The sequence below is a fragment of the Streptomyces sp. NPDC002044 genome, from assembly GCF_040296725.1.
GTDB lineage: Bacteria > Actinomycetota > Actinomycetes > Streptomycetales > Streptomycetaceae > Streptomyces > Streptomyces antarcticus.
On record NZ_JBEOXU010000316.1, the window covers coordinates 1 to 1,827 of the forward strand.

Here is a 1,827-nt window from a genome sequence, read left to right on the forward strand (position 1 = left end):
CTAGCCGTCGCGGCCGTTCGCACCGCCCGGACACGACGGTGCCCCGCCGCTCTCGCGAGGGCGGGGCACCGTCGTGCGCGGGCGCTCAGACGTCGCCAGGCGGCCGCCCCGTCGCCCCGGGCCTGCGCCCGCAGGACGTCCACCGCCAGCTCGCCGGCCGTGCCGTGGCGCGCGAGCCGGTCCAGCCAGGGCCCCGCCTCGCCGGCCAGGGACGGGAGCCTGGCGGGGGCCTCGCGCAGCACCGTGAAGGCCCTCCGCAGCTCCTCCCCGGCCGCCGGGTCCCCCGCGGCGCGGGCCGCCCAGAACTGCTCGACCAGAGGCCGCAGATACGCCGACTCCTCCTGCTTCAGGCCGGAGGAGGCGGTGTTCCCGGCCAGCGCGGCCACCGCCTCGCGGGCCCTCGGGTCGGGTCCGGCCAGCTCGCGCACCGCGGCCGCCCAGGACTCCTCGGCCCGGTAGCCGCGCGGGTTCCACGCGAAGTCCGCCGCCGTGAAGAGCGGGACGCGGGACAGGGCGCCCTGCGGCATGGCGTTGGCCAGCAGCGCGGCCGAGCCGCCCGCCACCACCGGCTCGCGGCCCGTGTAGGGGCCGAGGAAGATCCGCTTCGGGTCCCAGTCGTTCACCGGGTAGTTGTCCATGGTGACCAGCGGGTGCCCGAGCGCCGAGCGGGCTCCGGCCAGGTCCCGGCCGGTGATCGTGCGGGGCACCACGCCCACGCCCGTCCACGCCACCTCCACCCGCCGGTCGAGCGCGTCCGCCAGCGCCGTGCGGTAGGCGGTGGCCCCCGCCTGGTAGTACTCGGTGGGCAGCAGCGACAGCGGCGCCGACCCCGGGTGCCGCGACGCGAGGTGCTCCGCCAGGCCGTTGGCGACCTCCGCGTGCGCCTTCGCGGCCGCCGCGGGGCCCTTCCCGTACCGCTCGCGGTCCGCCGGGCAGCCCCACTCGGTGTAGCTGACGTCCTGGAACTGCACCTGGAACGCCCGGAAGCCCAGCTCCCACATCGCGTCCGCCTTGCGCGCCAGCGCCGTTCGGTCGGCCGCCGACGACAGGCACATCGACTGACCGGGCGTGACCGCCCAGCCCAGCACGACCCGGTTGGCGCGGGCCCGTTCGGCCAGCGCGCGGAACTCCTCGCGCTGCTCGCGCGGGTACTCCCGGCGCCAGTCCGTCGTCCGGTACGGGTCGTCGCCCGGGGCGAGCAGAAGCCGGTTCTGCTTGGTGCGGCCCATGAACTCCACCTGCGCGAGGCGCTGTTCCAGCGTCCACGGCCGCCCGAAGAAGCCTTCGGTGATCCCGCGCACGGGAGCGGCCGGCCAGTCCCGCACCCGGACCCCCGGCACCGTGCGCCCGTCGGCGGCCAGCAACCGGCCCAGCGTCTGCGCCGCGTGGAACAGCCCGTCGGCGCCCACGCCGGCCAGCGCGACGGTGTCCCGGCCGCCGGGCCGCCCCACGGCCAGCCGGTAGCCGCCGTCCGGCAGGTCGCCCGCCCCGGCCACGCCCAGCTCCCGCAGCGCGTCCTCGGCGCCCTGGCCCTGGAGCCTTACGACGGTGCCGTGTTCGGGCAGCGGCGCCCCCGGGGCGCTCTCGTGCAGCGTCCGCACGCCCGCCCGGCGCAGGGCGTCCCGTACGACCTGGACCGCGTACGGATCCGCGTCCGCCGGAGCCACCAGCACCGCTTCCGCGCCGAGCGGCACCTCGTACGCGGGATCGGCGGTCATCGACTGCGGCCGCGGCCACACGACGGGCCCCTCGGCGGCCGCGCGCACCGGCTCCGCGCCGGGGCCGGAGACGGCGCCGGGACCGGCGGCGCCGGCGGCCGCGACAGCG

The 1,827-nt window shown here is 78.4% G+C and carries 1 protein-coding gene; it reads right to left on the minus strand.

The features are described 5' to 3' along the window. On the minus strand, nt 1-1,827 hold a 1,827-nt coding region (locus ABT106_RS31880; protein WP_351284527.1), incomplete at both ends, for a glycoside hydrolase family 84 protein.